The sequence below is a fragment of the Collinsella aerofaciens genome, assembly GCF_040910265.1.
GTDB lineage: Bacteria > Actinomycetota > Coriobacteriia > Coriobacteriales > Coriobacteriaceae > Collinsella > Collinsella aerofaciens_BK.
In genome coordinates this window covers 13,007-28,947 of record NZ_JBDGAW010000028.1, presented here as the reverse complement: position 1 = coordinate 28,947, position 15,941 = coordinate 13,007, and the positions used below count along the sequence as shown (strand labels likewise).

General features: G+C 47.8%; 12 protein-coding genes and 1 pseudogene. 11 read left to right on the top strand and 2 right to left on the bottom strand.

The window, feature by feature from the left end:
* The 7 genes from AB5Z14_RS09580 to wzx all read left to right on the top strand — a co-directional run.
* Positions 1–521 (top strand): polysaccharide pyruvyl transferase family protein (locus tag AB5Z14_RS09580; protein WP_368131215.1); only part of this gene is annotated, 521 nt, incomplete at its 5' end.
* Between the two features lie 8 nt (positions 522–529).
* Positions 530–1,774 (top strand): Coenzyme F420 hydrogenase/dehydrogenase, beta subunit C-terminal domain, encoded by a 1,245-nt coding sequence (locus AB5Z14_RS09575; RefSeq protein ID WP_138374995.1) that lies wholly within the window; start codon positions 530–532, stop codon positions 1,772–1,774.
* 22 nt (positions 1,775–1,796) lie between these two features.
* Positions 1,797–2,549, top strand: a complete 753-nt coding sequence (locus tag AB5Z14_RS09570) for a glycosyltransferase family 32 protein (RefSeq protein ID WP_368131214.1) — start codon at positions 1,797–1,799, stop codon at positions 2,547–2,549.
* Positions 2,549–2,881: a hypothetical protein gene (locus tag AB5Z14_RS09565; RefSeq protein WP_368131213.1), complete on the top strand. Its 333-nt coding sequence runs from the start codon at positions 2,549–2,551 to the stop codon at positions 2,879–2,881. Before AB5Z14_RS09570 ends, AB5Z14_RS09565 begins: the two co-directional genes overlap by 1 nt.
* Positions 2,878–3,942: a glycosyltransferase family 2 protein gene (locus tag AB5Z14_RS09560; RefSeq protein ID WP_368131212.1), complete on the top strand. Its 1,065-nt coding sequence runs from the start codon at positions 2,878–2,880 to the stop codon at positions 3,940–3,942. Before AB5Z14_RS09565 ends, AB5Z14_RS09560 begins: the two co-directional genes overlap by 4 nt.
* Complete coding sequence (locus tag AB5Z14_RS09555) at positions 3,943–5,142, top strand: O-antigen ligase family protein (protein ID WP_368131211.1); 1,200 nt, start codon at positions 3,943–3,945, stop codon at positions 5,140–5,142.
* Entirely contained in the window at positions 5,142–6,551 is a 1,410-nt protein-coding gene (gene wzx / locus AB5Z14_RS09550; RefSeq protein WP_161145256.1) for an O-unit flippase-like protein, read from the top strand. Before AB5Z14_RS09555 ends, wzx begins: the two co-directional genes overlap by 1 nt.
* Positions 6,552–6,693: 142 nt before the next feature.
* Here wzx and AB5Z14_RS09545 read toward each other — a convergent pair whose 3' ends face one another.
* Complete coding sequence (locus AB5Z14_RS09545) at positions 6,694–7,944, bottom strand: transglutaminase domain-containing protein (protein WP_368131210.1); 1,251 nt, start codon at positions 7,942–7,944, stop codon at positions 6,694–6,696.
* 313 nt (positions 7,945–8,257) lie between these two features.
* On the opposite strand from AB5Z14_RS09545, the gene AB5Z14_RS09540 reads away from it, so the two are divergent.
* Positions 8,258–9,979: an ATP-dependent nuclease gene (locus tag AB5Z14_RS09540; protein WP_368131209.1), complete on the top strand. Its 1,722-nt coding sequence runs from the start codon at positions 8,258–8,260 to the stop codon at positions 9,977–9,979.
* Complete coding sequence (locus tag AB5Z14_RS09535) at positions 9,979–11,796, top strand: UvrD-helicase domain-containing protein (protein ID WP_368131208.1); 1,818 nt, start codon at positions 9,979–9,981, stop codon at positions 11,794–11,796. Before AB5Z14_RS09540 ends, AB5Z14_RS09535 begins: the two co-directional genes overlap by 1 nt.
* 85 nt (positions 11,797–11,881) lie before the next feature.
* On the opposite strand, the pseudogene AB5Z14_RS09530 reads toward AB5Z14_RS09535, so the two are convergent.
* A pseudogene (locus AB5Z14_RS09530) lies at positions 11,882–13,237 on the bottom strand (DUF4435 domain-containing protein); the annotation flags it as partial.
* A gap of 774 nt (positions 13,238–14,011) precedes the next feature.
* On the opposite strand from AB5Z14_RS09530, the gene AB5Z14_RS09525 reads away from it, so the two are divergent.
* Together AB5Z14_RS09525 and AB5Z14_RS09520 are read left to right on the top strand one after the other, a co-directional pair.
* On the top strand, positions 14,012–15,100 hold the full coding sequence (locus AB5Z14_RS09525) for an AAA family ATPase (protein ID WP_195234510.1): 1,089 nt from the start codon (positions 14,012–14,014) through the stop codon (positions 15,098–15,100).
* Positions 15,093–15,848, top strand: coding sequence for a hypothetical protein (locus AB5Z14_RS09520; protein WP_368131207.1), 756 nt, complete (start codon positions 15,093–15,095; stop codon positions 15,846–15,848). The genes AB5Z14_RS09525 and AB5Z14_RS09520 overlap by 8 nt, the downstream gene beginning before the upstream one ends.
* The last annotated feature ends 93 nt before the right edge of the window (positions 15,849–15,941 follow it).

Here is a 15,941-nt window from a genome sequence, read left to right as displayed (position 1 = left end):
GGGCAAGCCTTGCTTGTTCCTCTTCGATTGACGTTCCTGACGAGCCCTATGTTTTCTGCTATTTCATGGGTAAGAATGCATGGAATCGTGAATGTGCCCAAGAGCTTGCCAAGCAGCATAATTTGAAGATCGTCGCCATTGCTCATCCCGATGAATATGTTAAGGCTGATGACGATTACGCGGATTATTATCCTTGGGAAGCCGGTCCGGCTGAGTGGGTCAACTTGATTGCCCATGCTTCGTATGTCTGTACTGACTCTTTCCACGGAAGCGTTTTCTCAAATATTTTTGAGGTGCCCTTCTTCTCGTTCCGTCGCCACGAGAATATGGGTGCTCAGTCTACGAACTCACGTATTGATACATTGTTGCGTGTCCTTGGAAACTCCGATCGTATTTGCGAATCGAAGGATGCTTTCCGTGCCGCAATGGCAAATGAAATCGACTTTGTGTCAGTACGTCAACGACTTAATGTGTATAGGAATGAATCGGCCAATTGGCTTAAATCAGCTCTTGAGTTGTAGGGAACAGTATGATCTCCATCACGGACAAAAGTAAATGCTGCGGTTGCGCTGCCTGTGCTCAAAAATGTCCCAAGCAGTGCATATCAATGGAATATGACGCCGAGGGCTGCGAGTACCCCGTAGTCAATGCTGACCAGTGTATTGATTGCGGATTATGCGAAAAGGCTTGCCCAGTGCTTAATGTTGATAAGGACGAGCCTAAGTCCCAACGAGCCTTTCTAGTCCAGCATAATGATCAAAAGGTTCTTGCTGAAAGCACTTCTGGTGGAGCCTTCACTGCCCTTGCTCAGGCCGTGATTGCCAACGGCGGTATTGTGTTTGGTGCAGGTTATTTGCGCGGTGAACAGCTTGTGCGAGCCGAAGGAGCCCCTGGGCGACTTAAGGTCGGACATTTTTCTGTGGAAAGCGTTGATGAACTTTGGCGCTTCCGCAACAGTAAATATGTTCAGAGCGTTGTTGGCCCTGCGTATCCCGAGGTCAAACAACAACTAAAAACTGGACGTGAAGTTCTCTTTATTGGTACCCCTTGTCAATGCGAAGGCCTGCTTCGATTTTTGGGCGGCAAGCCGGCAAATTTACGCGTGGCAGACTTCGTCTGCCGCGCGAACCCCGCTCGCGCTGTGTTCGCGCGGCAGGTCGAATGGCTTGACGCAAAGGTTGGCGTAAAAGGTGAGACCGTTCTTTTTAGAGATAAATCACGGTTTGGCTATCGCTATTCAAATATGTGCGAGCTCGAAGGCGAGACTCTGTATGGTGAACGGCTGTACAGTGAAGGTGTCGAAACAGATCCTTACCTAAGGGCCTTTTTTGCTGATCTTTCAGATCGACCCATTTGTTACGAATGCCCGTTTAAAAAGCGTTATCGCGTTACTGATTTGACTTGCTGGGATTTCTTCGATGTTTATCGACTCTCGAAAGAGTTCGACGACAATCGGGGCGTCACTCGAGTTCTCATCCAAAGCGATGAGGGACAAGAATTGCTTGATCGAGCCTCAAGCTATGCCCGTATGAAGGAGATTGATGTTGAGGCTGCAGTAGAAGGTGTTCGTGAACTTACTAAGTCCGTGAAGCTGAATCCGCGTCGCGATGAATTCATGGCTGATGTGGCGAATCTGGATGGTGAGGAGCTTATGAATAAGTGGTTCCCCGATTCCGGAAAAGTAAAAGCCGAGCGCTTTGCTAGGCATACATGCGAAAAGCTTGGAATTTATGACCCGATGAAGCGTCTGGTTAAAAAAATCATCAAGAAGTAGCCTATTGTTCGAAAGGGAATTGATGATTCCTAAAGTTCTGCACTACATCTGGTTCGGTGGAAGTGAGCTTCCTGAACTTGAAAGAAAATGCATTGAGTCTTGGTCGAAGATCATGCCTGATTGGGAAATTCGTAGATGGGACGAAAGCAATTTCGATATAAATCAATGTGAATTTTGTCGTGAGGCATATGCCTCAAAAAAATGGGCGTTTGTCAGCGATTATGCGCGCTACAGAATACTGTATTCAGAGGGTGGAATCCTTCTCGATACAGATGTCGAAGTCCTGAAGCCTCTGGACGAGCTTTTAGATAATGAGGCTTTTGCGGGATTCATGAAGAATAATTACTTCTTGAATCCCGGCCTCATCATGGGTTCTGAGGCCGGAAGCCATGTCATGAGCGATGTCGCAAAATTATATGAATCTATGAGATTTGAGATGCGAAAAGGCCGCAACTCTATGGATACCTCTCCGAGGGTGCTAACTGATTACCTGGAAGTGAGTTGTGCTCTTAAGAGAGATGGTTCATTTCAGCAGTTAAATGGTTTCACTGCATACCCTGCTACTTATTTTGATCCCCTAGACAGTCATAGTGGCAAGTTTGAAATTACTGATGATACATATTCTATTCACCATTATTCAGGCACCTGGTTGTCACCCGCTAAGAAGTTCCGTGTTGAAATGCGGAAAAAGCTTGCGCCAGTAATTGGACCCAAGCTGTCTTGGTTCATCTCCTCTGTTCTATCGGTACTTAGATTTGGAAGGAAGGCTTTTTAATGGTTTCGTCTGCCTTAGACCACAATAAGCCTAGGGTTTTAGTATCTGGCCTTTCAAATGGGCTGGGTGGAACCGAAATCGTTGTTGGTAGGTATATAAAGGCCCTCAGCTCATATGCTACGTTTGAATTTCTTGCTTCGTTTGAGGGACTTGGTGTTGCCGCAATTGAGGCCAAGCTTAACGGATTACCTTATGTCTGTTCATTTGGCGTTCCAGATGCGGCTGATATTTCTGATAAATTTTTAAAATGCTCCTTTAATGTTGCCGAATGGATTGAAGCAATTATTTCTATGGGTCGTCCAAATAAGCTTGCGGGGGGCGTCTGTTTATGACGTCAACAAGCAAGCAAGTAAATTGCTGTCAATCTTCCTTGGTCGACAATCCTCTCGTGAGCGTGATTGTGCCGATGTATAACGCTGAAAAAACGATTCAAAAGACATTAAATAGTCTTCAGCGTCAGAGTGTGAGCAACATTGAAATAATTATTGTTGATGATGGGTCGACAGATCGTGGCGCTGAGCTAGTTATGGCTATTGCAGAGGGCGACAACCGGATTAAGCTGATTAGTCAAAACAATAGTGGTGTATGCGTGGCGCGTAATAGGGGTATCGATGAGGCCTCCGGTGATTGGGTGGCATTTGTTGATGCTGACGATATGCTGCCTATAAATGCAGTTAGGCTGTTGCTTGAATCCTCAGATGGCTGTAGCTTGGTTATCGGGGCTCTACTGAATGAGCATGGCGATTATTCGGGCAAGGCTATAAGCATCGACTGGAAAACAGCATGCTCTCTTAGCCTTGCATTTTGGGATAATGTTAATAAAGTTCCGTTTTCGAGCTTTACTAAAGGTGTTGTATTCCGAAGCGTTTGTGGAAAGATATTTAAGAAATCATTATTCCGGAATGGTTTTCTTAAATTTGAAGATGGCATTCGTTTCGGTGAAGACGCGTTGTTTATGGTAGATGCTTATCGTCTGGCTGAAAGTGTAAAAGTAGTGGACTCGGCGGTCTATTGCTATGTCAACAATAGTGATTCGGTAACGAGAAATACTGATATCTCGGCTATCGAGAGTGTTGATAATTTACTGATAAAACTATATGAGCTATGTCACGTGAATCCGGATTTAAGCGAACTATATAAGCAATCTGCAGTCAGGGAAGTCTTATCTTTGATTCGTAATTGTGCACGTTTGGAATCGAATCAGCTTTTTAAGCCTGTCTCTAATATGGTCTGCCAGTCGTATTTCAGCTATTTAATGGAAGGCTTTGCTTCTCACCGCTATTCACGTCGATTTATCTCTGAAGTGAAAAATCGCATTACGATCCGTCTTCTTCTTGCGAGGCGTGTTATGGCTGCAATTGGCTTTACTAAGTTTGTTTATGGGGTACGTTAATTGAATTTGATTAATGTGGAAAGATCATGGACTGAGATTATACGAGCAAATGCCGGGGCTGTACTGTTCAGCTTTGCTTTGGCTTTATTTTCAGTTTCCTATTATATTGGATCAGTAAATGCTACCAATGTGTTTGGGATTTCTCTTGCGGTGCTTTCGCTGGTCCTTGAGTTGTTTGCCTTAGCGTTTCTACTGCTGAAGCTTTTACTACAAAAGACTTCTCATGTGAAAGTGCTAGTTGGCTTGCTGCTGATTTTAATTTGCGTCGGGTCGCTGAAATCAAATAAAGCCCCTCAGATTATTTGGTTGGCGCTGTTTTGCCTTTGCGCTGAAGACGTCCCTGAATACTACATCTCAAGGTCTATTCTTGTATCGTCCGTCTTTATGCTATTGATGGTTGTTGGTCTCAATAGTGTCGGTGCCATTCCTTCTGTATTAATGTCGCGCGGTAGCAATTTTGTACGAAATTCGATGGGCTTTGCCCATCCTAATAATTTTGGACAGCTTTTGTTTATTGCTTATTCTGCTTCTATTTTTGAGCTGAAAGGCAGAAGCGGTCTTGCGGGCATCTTCTGTTTCGCAATTGCTTTTTTCGTAGCTGATTCAAAAACTTCTGCAGCAGGCATTTTCGTAATGGCCTTGTATTCGGTTATTTCATTCAGAAGCCCCCGTTCAAAACCATATGGGTCCCTATTTACTTTTTTACCGCTTTTTCTGACGATTATTAGTATAGCCCTGCCCTTTATGTGGTCCCATGGTGCCAATAAATGTCTTGTTCAGCTTGATAATTTAATGACCAACCGGATTTTTTATTCCGCCTATTATTTTGAAAACTACCCTCTGACTGTTTTTGGTAATGACTTAACGGCCATAGTTTCGCTGCCGTCTGCAACGGGTGGTTATTTAATACAAACAAGAGTCATGCTTGACAATGCATATTGTCGACTACTTATTCAATACGGTTTGATCCCATTTACCGCGTTTGTTGCTTTCTATTGCGTAGCGATAAATAAAGCGCGTATTTCGGCCCACGTGACATTCATGGGCTTGGTCTTGTATTCCCTAATGGGGTTTGTTGAATGCGGAATGTTATATCCAGCATGTAATTTCTTTATGCTTATGGCGCTGCCCGCCTTTTCAGATAAGGGGCCCTGTCAATCCAGGGTGCCATCAAAGGATGTTGTGGAGATGGCTAAATAATGGCAAAAATTAATACTACCAAGTCAGACATTATATGGAACTATGTAAGCACTGTTCTTTCAATGGGGAGCAGCTTCCTTCTTCTTCCGTTTCTGCTTGCTTACTTATCTAACGCCGAACTTGGTCTCTGGTACACTTTTGTTGCCATTGGGAATTTAACGCTGTTATTTGAATTTGGCTTTACACCAACTTTTGCGAGAAATATTGTCTATTGTCTTAGCGGTGCGCGTAGCATTAGCAAGAGCGGCTACGATTCATCTCAAGTTGGTGATTCTGTAGACTATGAGCTGCTTGGCAAATTGATTAAAACATCCCGGATTGTTTACGCGTTAATTTCTTGCGTTGTCCTGATGCTTACCGCTACAGTTGGAACTGCCTACATTTCTTCAATTTCAAGTGCTATTGATCCCTTTTCTTGTTGGACCGCATGGTTAATTTTTTGTTTTGATGTGTTTTTTAATCTATTCTTTTTTCATTATACGACCTGCCTGAGAGGGTTCGGGGATATTTCCGCTGAAAGCAGGGCAAAGTCTTATGGTCGCATTGGGCAGCTTGTGGTTTCTGCGTTTTTGCTGTTTATGGGTTTTGGCATCATTGGCGCTGCCATCGGTTATCTGTTTAATGACATTGTGCTGAGATTTTTTTGCGGTCGCTTTCTGGAGGTTCACTCAGAGGCGATAAAAAAAGCAAACGATGCTTGTACGGGTGTTTCTATTTCTGAAATAAAAGAAACGTTTATTTCAGTGGCTTATTTGGCGTGGAGGGACGGCGTTGTTCAACTTTGCTGCTATGCTTCCACTCAGTTGAGTTCGCTGCTCTGCTCCTATTTTCTTGGTGTGGAGGTTAACTCTCAGTATTCATTAATTATTCAAGTTGGCGGTGCAATTTACGGGTTTGCCAGCGCCTACGTTCGATCTTTTATTCCAATGTTTCAATCTGCTTATGCTGGTGGCGAAGTTCAGACTGCACGAAAAATTATTGAAAAAAGTCTGTCTCTATATTGGATTTTAATTGTTGTATGCACGATCGGTGTCTGGTTTGTCGGCTTCCCAGTCTTGTTCCTAGTTAAGAAAGGTTTTTCCCCCGACGGGCTTCTTTATTTCGCCTTGGTTGTTTATCTTGCGGTTTGGAACCATCATTCATTGTGTTGTAATTACATTATCAGTACGAATGAAATCCCCTATCTCCCGGCTTATATAGTTTCGGCTATTGCAGGTTTTGTATTGTCGTATGTCTTAATTTCCTTTACTGGCATGGGCGTCTGGGCGCTTGTGGTTGGTAATGGGGCCGCTCAGCTTGCATATAATAATTGGAAATGGCCTATATACCTTGCGCGTAAATTCTCTTCCCATTATTTTGCGTTGATTAGAGCTGGTCTCATGCAGTGGTCCTGCGCATTGAAGAAATAAGTGTTAATCACTGCTTTAATGTGACTTATGATTTCGATCGCGCCGATAGTGCCGAGAAAGTGGTGTAGAGTCCGATCCGAAGTAAGTTGCATGGCGTTGGGGAGCAGAGCCTGCTCGGCAGATCACCATTTAGATGCAAGGCCTATAACCCGATCGCAAACCTCCAACGCAGCAGATCGATGCGTGACGATGATGGCGGTACGGCCGAGATTTCGCATGCGGCCCAGCATTTCTCGCTCGGTCTTGGGGTCGTGGGCCGATGTGCATTCATCGAGCAGGAGCACGGGGGACTGGAGTAGACCGCACGCGCAACGGCAAGGTGTTGCTCCAGGTCTCCGTACCAGTTGTCGTTGGTGTCGTCCCAGGTTAGGTCCATCTGGCACCATTTGCCGTCGATCTTTACGGCGTTCCAGGTGTGGCCGTTGCCGGTGATGCGGCCGTTGGCGATGCCCGCGGCGTCAAGGAGCTTGGAGTAGATGCGCTGGTAGCTCTCGCAGGTGCCCTGGTGGCGCGTGAGGCCGCTTTCGGCCGAGCACCAGTTGAGGCTGTGGTCGTACTCCAGCTGGTCGAGCGTCCAGTCGTGGAGCCACAGCGCCATGTCGTATTCCGAGCCGTTTGTCTGTTGCCTGCACAGGTCCACGGTGTTGTTGACGATCTGCGTGACGCTTGGGCGGGCGGCGTCGTTTACGGTCACCTCCGCCGTGGTGCGCAGATAGTAGATTCCCTTGTCGTTTTGGGGGTCGTATCTGTCGTTGTCCATAAAGTAGAAGTAGATGCGGCACGTGCCCGATGCCGTGAAGTCAAAGGTAAAGTCGTGGCCGGTGGCGCCCAGGTTGTAGTAGCTGCCCCATGCCGGGCGCGACGGGTCGCAGACGCTTTCCTGGCTGCCGCCGTCCCAATAGGTGGGCACGTCCATGCGCGCCTTGGCCTGGGACGAGCCGTTGGTCTGGGTTACGTGGAAGGTCGTCGCGGTGCCCACGGGGGCGTCGTTCCACGAGACGGTGAAGGTGACGCCGTTTTGGGTTGCCGTGGCGGAGTGGGCGTAGCCGGTTTGTGACGCGGCAGAGATTGCGGCGGGCGTGGGGGTGGCTTGGGTTCGGGGAGATGGGGCGGTGGTGCCGGGCGTGGTGGGGGTGCCGTCAGCGCTTTCCGTGTTGGCCGCGCTGGTGCCGGTGGAGGTTGCGGTGCCGTCCTCTGCGGTATCTGCTATCGCGCTTGCGTTGGTGCCGTCTTCGGCCTTGCCTGCGTCGCTGTTCGTGGCGTCGGCTTGCGCCTGCTGCCCGGCGGTTTCTTGAGGCTGCATAGCTTCTGCGATGGCTGTCATGGGCAACGTCGCGCCGACCATGGACGTGCACGCGATTGCGCAGAGCAGGTAGTAAAGGGGTCGTTTCATAGCGGAGCCTCTCGGTGAGCAGCCAATAGGGTCCGAAGGCAGCTCCAGGCCAGCACTCCGCACATATTTTGTTGCGGTTTATTTTACGGGAACACCAGTCAACATCAGGGAACTTTCTGGGGGTTGTTGGGGAGGGGGAGGGAGCAGACTGGGGATTGGTGTTCATAAGAGACAGGGCCTTGCGTGCAAATAACCTTCTTAGGATTGCTATTGCGATTTAGAAGCAACTCGAAGCGGTTGCGCCTCACACTCGGTACAACACGAGGCGTGCTAGATTATTGGTAGCCATAAACCCTAACGGTCGGGAGGCTGCATGAGGATCTCTAAACTGAAGATTGAGAACTATCGGAATCTCGATGGTGTTGCGATTAGTTTTGACGAGGACGTGACCTATATTGTCGGCGAGAACAATCTCGGCAAAACGAATGTGCTCGACTTGCTCAATACAATCTTCAACCAAGCGATGATCAGCGAAGAAGATTTCGCAGACACCGAAAGGCGATCAGGTACTGTAGTAACTTTAAAGATGGACGAGGACGAGATCGGAATATCGGGGATCGACATCGATCCTACGACCGGAAACACCATTACCGTCTGCGCCTTTGCTGACGATCCGGATTCTCGAATAGAGTTTGTGGCCGAGGAAAGCGGGGAAAAGATCCCCTCTTCTTTTATGAGATCCGTTCATATGTTCAGGTACTCTACTGCATCTTTCAATAGGGGAGACTTGGCGTTTGACGGTACGCGCGGCGTCGGTAAAGTTCTCTCCAAAGGTATCGCTCTTTACCTGGATAAGGAGGGCAAAGAGGTCTTTGACTTTCTAGACGGGAATGAGCTCGAAGGTCTGCTTGAAGATCTCGGTGCGATTGTCGGTGACGTACCCATCTTGTCATCATATGGTGTGAGGACGGGCGTCGACTCATCGGATAGCGGAACGCTTGGAAGTTTGGTTACCTTGCTTGATAAGAGAGGCGTTCATTTTAAAAAGGCGGGGGTAGGCTTGCAGTACCTCGCCATTGCCTCGCTTTCGATAATCGAGAGCATTATGCGACTTTCGCCTAAACGCCTTCAAGAGAGCCTCTGCTCGGATGGCGATGACAAGCGCGTGCTGCATGCCGTGCTGGCTTATGACGAACCCGAAGCTCATCTTCATCCGTATATGCAAAGACGGCTCTCGAAGAGCTTACATAGGATTTGCGAAGGGGAGGACACCAAGTTTAACGCCCTTCTAAAGGAGTATTTCGGGATTGATTCAATCAAAGCTCAGCTGATCATGGTGACGCATTCGCCAAACATTCTTGCTCGCGGCTATAAGAACATTGTGCGATTTGGACAGGGCGAAGATTCTCCAAGGGTCATGTGCGGCAAGGATATTAACCTTTCTGACAAGGTTGAAAAGCATCTTATGCTGAACTTTGAGTCAATACGAGAGGCTTTTTTCGCGCGGTCGGTATTGGCTTTTGAAGGGCAGACGGAGTCTGGGGCCATTCCGGTCTTTGCACGCAACCTTGGGATGGATCTGGATGATTATGGAGTTGTGCCTATCAGGGCTGGCGGGAAAAAGAACGTCGAGCCGCTCTGTGAACTTCTGAACAAGTTTGAGATTCCAAATTATTCCATTGTCGATAGGGATAACGATTCGCTAGAAACTTCTGGAGACCACATAACGACAACTGAACGGGATTTTGAAGCTGAGGTCATCGAAACTATTTTCGTTAATAGGAACCAAAGCTCGTTTATTACACTTCTTGAGGCGACGGATCGTCAGAGGGCAACTTCCATCAAGGGCAATAGCAAAGCATTGAAAAATGCCTGCGCTGTCTACGGTGTTAGCTTGACGGGCCCTGAGTATGATTTCCAGGGATCGGAGTTTGACGGGCTATTCGCCGACACACCCGAATCGCGTGCGCTTATGTATGCATGGCTTTCATCGAACAAGGGCGTTGGGTCTGGCGTTGCCCTCGCGGAGGTTTTTGGTGCCGATGGCGTTCCCGCATGTTATAAAACTATTATTTGTAAGGCCGTGGGGCTTTAATGGTGATGAGTCAGGCTGACTTACGGGATAGTGTTAGAGCTGCGATTGAGGTGCGCTGTGGCGGAGATACATCACAGTGCTCTGCGATTTTTGCGCCATCGAAGAGGGTATTCGTAGAGGCCCCGGCAGGATACGGGAAAACCACAGTGATGACTGGGCGAGCTTGCTGGTTGCTGGCATCTGGGGAAGTCCAGCCGCCAAAAAGGATTTTGTCGCTAACCTTCAGCGTCGCTGCCGCGCGGAGAATGCGTACGGATTTAAGCGCCACTATGTCGGCGCTTCCTGGTCCCGTGGCCAAGCGTTTTGAGGACAGCGTCATGGCGACTAACTTCCACGGCTTTGCTTGGGCTCTGCTGCGCAGATACTGGAGATCGCTCTCGCTCCCAGTAAACGTTGACGAGCTTTCTATGGTTGATGACAACGGCGCCGTTAACGAGCTGGTTTTGCGAGGTGTCAGGCTGACCTGGAATGAAAAGAATGCCGTTGACGACTTCCTCCGCTTTATGAGAAACGGTCAGGACATGGACTTGAGGCGCGTGATGTTTTCCTTTAATAGGATCATCAGGGATCGGTTCGTGCCGAACGGTCTCTTGCCATATTCTGGAATGATTTCCCTTGCAATTGAATTGCTCTCTCATTTTCCCAAGTTAAGGTCCTATCTGTCGTCAGCGTACCCTGTCGTGCTCGTCGACGAGGCGCAGGACACGAATGCGTTGTGTTATATCTTTCTAAATGGCTTGGTTTCTGATAAATCAGGAATCTGCATGTTCGGTGACCCTATTCAGCGTGTCTATGGTTTTATTGGCGCAATGGAAGGCTTAAAGGCAAAGGCCACTACCGACCTGTGTCTATCGCCGCTGGAGCTCGAACATAATCATAGGTTTTCTGGGGGATCTATCGTCGGAGAGCTCGGTGCTGCGATTCGCTCCCACATGAAGGGTGCCATTGTCAGCGGTACGCCCCGACTTCCCATATTTGTTGGCGCTGCACAGCAGGACGAAGCGACAGCCATTGTTTCCAAGGTTACGGCGCTCATCCAAGTCGGTGGCGGGAAGATCGCGATTCTTGTTCGTAAGCGTGGTGCCCTTGCCGATCTCATTATGAACGAATTGGTTAAGGAGGAGATGCCATACTTCAACGGGCTTTTCTCTGATACAGCCCCAGAGTTCATTGAATTCAATGCGTTTGCTTTATCCAGGATTACCGATGCAGCGTCTGGAGAAAAGGGCGTCAGCCTGTCTGCTGCGGACAAAATAATTGACTCCGTCTCTAATGAACTGCTGACTGGCTCCAGGAGATTCGAGTATGGGCGGTCCTATGCCATGCTTCTTGGGGCGCTGCGGAAACACCTTAAAACTGACTGCGTCGCGATGGATCCATCTGAGCGCTTCGACTATATCGTTAGCATCTTTTCCGAGGGCTCCCTGCGGCGTTTCTCCGATTACCTTGATGCAGACATCTCGATCATGACCATTCACTCCGCTAAGGGGCTCGAGTGGGACACTGTTTTCATTCCGGGCGTTACGCGTTTCGATTGGCCTGGAGGGATTTGCTCTCGTTGCGAAAATGCTGGTATATGCTTACGTTCTGCGCGAGGTTGCCAGATTGCTGATGCGAAGAAAATGCCAGATGGGCTTATTGAGGAAATAGGCCTGCTGTACGTCGGCGTCACTCGCGCCCGCAAAGCGGTATATGTCTCCGCTTCTATGCAGCGCAGGACAAATTACGGGAACTATCAGGTTGCCCGTCCCTCTTGCTTGACGTCTCTTCAGGGCATTGAGCCTGTGAGTTGGACGGTCATGGACGGGGAGGGGTGATTTGCGGCAGTACGGAGCGTGCCTACTGTTGGCGCGAGGTCCGGTCAGTGGCCTGGCCGGACCTCGCTGGGTGTGAAGAGGCCGTTCAGTGCGAAATATAGTGCCTTAGGGCTTCGGAAAGTTCGTCTCTCAGGTCGCCTTCCAACAAGGAAATTGCACGATCGACATAGATTTTGTTATCAATTCCGAAGTAATGCCCAACGCTTGTTGCAAGAGACTTATCGTTAAATAGCCCGAGAATCTCATTGTAATCATGGTCTTCAATGGCCTGTTGATATCTGTCGTTAACGTTCTTTTCTATGCTCGCAATATTAATTAAGGATACTATGCCATCGGCAGTCAACTGCTCATTATCCGAAATAGTTATTCCGGAAAGCACTTCCTTTACGCCTGCTACAAGCGCTTCCGATATCTGCTTCTTTGCTTGTTTGCTGAACCTTTCACTTATATATGTCTTAATGCTGGAAAAGGTCTTATCTGCATCAGCACCGAAACGCTGAGATAGAATCTGCACCGCTTCTTTGGTGAGAAAGAGATTTTCAACTTCTGCGACCTTGAGGTGGAAGATCCCCTTTTCCTTAAGTGCGTTGAGCTGTTCCTCGGTTTTAAAGTCTCTGTCTATGATGCCCTGGGCCTTTATGGCATGAAGGCTTGAGGTACGATTATATGCCTTCACATTATTGATGACCTGCTCGCATCCGCCGGAAGGGACTACATAACAATCGGGAAAGAGTGCGGAATAGATCCGCTTGTCGTAACTTCCTTCGGTTCCTTCAACGAATAGGACCTCTTTCCGGTTGCCAAGGAGCTCTATTAAGAGCTCCTTTGGAAGGTCGCTATCGGGAAGCATTTCTAATTCCCATTTGGTGCCATCGAAATTCTTAACCCAGATGATATCCGAGCTTCGGTGTGTTGAGGCGAAATTAACATCGTGGGTTATGTAGATAAAGAGGCAGTCTGGGCGCGACTGCTCTAGGGAAGTCCAGAGTCGCGCCATAAGCGATGGATGTAAATGAACTTCAGGCTCATCCATGATGATTATTTTGTCGTTTGGGACACAAAGAACTTGTGCGGCAAGATATAGCACTGAACGCTCGCCGTCACTCATTTGCGTTGCGCTGTAGCGATCCGTTTTACTTTTGGAGTACGCGTAGAAGGCCGCGTCTTCCTGCTCGATCTTTCTTTGAGGAAAGACTTCATCCCAAATTACTTTAAGCTTATCTAGTGCTGTTTTCGGTAGAGGGGGCCTTTCTACAGAAATAGACTCCGCATGTTTGCATTCATCAATAAACCGCTGGTTTTCAAGATTTACTTGTGCGATGAGTGCTGCTAAAACATCGTCAAAATCGTCAAGGAGCTTTGTCGTGTAGCTTCCACCCCATCCCCATCGAACTTGTTTTTTCTCCTTATATTGGGAGCCGCCGTAAAAAACGTTATCTTCTGCTTCTGCAAAGCTTTTTAAAGGGACTCTCTCAGAAAATTGATATCGCGCTGTGCTGAGATTCTATGGACCTTTTCGAAATCTTGTTGCTCTATCCAAGCACCGAGCTTTGATTTACCGGATCCATTTGGTCCGATAATAACGACGGAGTTGACCTGTGCTTCTTTACAGATCTTTATGTTGCTGGCATTGGGTAGCCAGTATTCATATTTTGATTCGTCTTCTGACAATTGACCCACCTATCTAATAACAATTATTGTTTTAATAATAGTATTGATAAGTCCCAGTGACCTGCTTGGTTCCAGCTTTGCATTGCCATACTCTTCGATTTTGCGGCCACAGTTGTTCTCATCAGGCTTAAGGCGCCATAGAAGGCGGAACCTTGCAGAGAAATATTATTACCAGAAGTGCTCTTCCGATTTAGTGGGCGCTCGAGGCGGATGTACCTCACGATGCCGATTCAGCCATCGGCGCACCTGAACTCTTCGATCATTCGCCTGGTAATCACGACAGTGCTGACAACGATGTCGCTCTCTCGTACCGTGAACATGCAGTAGGTCGGTAAGGGCCAGTTGGCGTAGATGCTCACCCCGTTCGCTAAAGACGCTACCAATGGATCGCCCTGCTCGCCGGGTAGTAGGTTGACGACGTCATCGTTCACGTTCCTGCTGCTGCGCGCTGGAAAACCTGACTTTGACTATGACGCCCCTCTGGGTCGCCTCCATGTTATACTTGCCGTAAAAACTTTACGGCAAGTATAACATGGAGGTTTCGATGCTAACGCGTTTTGAGGTCGAGGGATTCCGAAACTTCTCCCATAGATTTACCTTCAATTTGACCGATGTCAGGGACTACAGATTCAATACGTCAGCCATCGATGAGGGCATCGTTTCTTGTGGTCTTATCTACGGTAAAAACGCTGTCGGCAAAACAAATTTCTCCAATGCTCTTCTCGATATTTCAGCAAATGTGGGGCGTCGGACCTTCTATTCCAATAAAACTAATTATCTCAGCGCAGTTGATGGGGTCACGTCGGCGTGCTTTGCCTACACGTTTCGCTTTGGGAATGACGAAGTTGCTTATCGTTACGAAAAGACTGGGATAACAGACTATCTTCGTGAGACAGTGGTTGTTAACGGCAAGATTGCATTTGATTACGACCACCGTGCAGGTAAAGTGCTCGATGGCGATTTGGCTTCTATTGGTGCCGATCGATTAAACTGGGAGTTCAAATCTCCCGGCATTTCCGTTTTGGCGTATGTGTGCAATAACATTCCTTTTGAGAGGGCAATGCCTCTTTTTAAGCTTTATACGTTTGCGCGGTCAATGGATGCCATTGGCGACGCACATATGAACGACCGTAACCTTGTCTCTACCATCGCCGAAAACGTTATTTCGAATGGCTTGGTTTCTGAGCTTCAGGCTTTTTTGAATGACTTTGGAATTCAAGAACGCCTTACTGCGCGTGAAACGCCATCGGGTGATATCGCTTTGTACTTTGAAAAAAGTCGACTTATTCCGTTTGTAGAAAACTGTTCAAGCGGCACTGTTGCGCTGCTGCGACTGTTTAATTATTTTCATGCTACAAGTGTGCCGTCCTTGCTTTTTGTCGACGAGTTCGATGCGTTCTATCATCACGATCTCGCCGAGAAGGTCGTTGACTATTTTAAGTCCCAGACTGGACGCCAGGTGCTTTGCGCATCGCATAATACAGATTTGTTCAGCAATAAAATCCTTAGGCCAGACTGCTTATTCATTCTTTCGGATCACAATATTATTTCCGCTGCCAATGCAACAGATAGGGAACTAAGGGAAGGGCACAACCTCGAAAAGCTCTATAAGGCTGGCGAATTCGATGTCTAGGAAGCAAGTCCTGCTTATCGTTGAGGGCATAAAGCAAGAGATTAAACTCTTCCAGGCTCTCTTTAGGTGCTATGGCCTCGACATTGGCTATGAGATCGTTTCCTATAACACAAATATCTACGAGCTTTACGAAAGGATGTTTTCGGACGGCTTTCAGGACGACTTATCGCTTCTCGGCGTCCTTAAGGAACGTGCGTCCGAAGAGGATAAGTGGTTATTTGACCAGGATTATTCTGATGTTTTGCTGGTCTTTGACTATGAGCCCCAAGATAATAGGTTCTCACCTGCACGGTTAGAGGAAATGCAACGTTACTTTAACGAGAGCACAGACAATGGCAAGCTCTACGTTAACTATCCAATGGTCGAGGCATGTAAGCACTTTCTGAAAATGCCCGACGTCGAATATCTAAGCAGAACTGTTTCCCGTGAAGACGTTTTGAATTACAAGGCAATTGTTGGCAATGCTTCTAGGTACCAGAGTTTTGAGCGGCATTTTATTAGGCCTGACGTTGATGAAATGATTGTACTTACCGCCATTAAGGCGCTTCGGTTGTGCGGTCATAACGGCGAGGCCGGTTATGAGTCTGAGTATAGAGATCTTGACCATGAAACGATCGTGAAGGCGCAAAACGATGCTTTGCGTTGGGCCGATGAGGTGTGGGTTCTTGGTACCTGTCTGCTATTTATTTTAGATTACTCAACGGGTCTTATTGATTTCGCTGGAATCGAGTCGAAGCTGCTTGGCTAGACTTCTGGACGCTGCTAGTTCTGATTAATGTTGTCGATGCGGGGCTGTCATTTCGGAAGTGCGGTGAAAAAATCGGAAACCTCCGAGCACAAA